We start from the raw sequence: 522 nt of genomic DNA on the forward strand, positions 1-522 counted from the left end.
GCTGCTGCGTCATCCGACCTTCTACAAAGTCGGCGTGGCTTCGGCCGGCAGCCACAGCTTCCAGGGCATGTACGGCGGCGCGATCCACGGCATGGACCGCCTGGTCGGCGGCCAGCCGGTACCAGCGCAGCGCTGCCACGCCATCGCGCGGCAGGCCCATGCCGAGTTCGTAGATGGCGCCCAGATCCACCTGGGCGTCGGCATCGCCGCGCTGGGCACGTCGCTGGATCTCGGCGACCAGCGGATGCACGGCGCCATCCGGCTGCGCTGCGATCGCCTGTGGCAGTCGCGAGGATTCGGACGGCATGTGATGGTAGATCGTCGCGCGCAGGTCCCAGCGCAGCGCGCTGGCCGCGTCACCGTGGTCGCGATGGAACTTGGCCAGCATCAGCATCGCCATCGGGTTGCCGTGCCCGGCAGCGGCGCGATACCAGCGCTCTGCCTTGCGCGGTGAGGCGCGCAGGGCAGTGCCCTGGCGGATGTTCGGGCCGGTGCCATGCAGCAGCTCACCGTGGGTCCAGA

At 70.3% G+C, this 522-nt stretch carries 1 protein-coding gene; it reads right to left on the bottom strand.

The window, feature by feature from the left end:
• A partial coding sequence (locus AAE045_RS24305; RefSeq protein ID WP_455549854.1) for a tetratricopeptide repeat protein occupies positions 1-522 on the bottom strand: 522 nt, incomplete at both ends.

It is taken from the genome of Dryocola clanedunensis, from assembly GCF_038405435.1.
GTDB classification, from domain to species: Bacteria; Pseudomonadota; Gammaproteobacteria; order Enterobacterales; family Enterobacteriaceae; genus Dryocola; species Dryocola clanedunensis_A.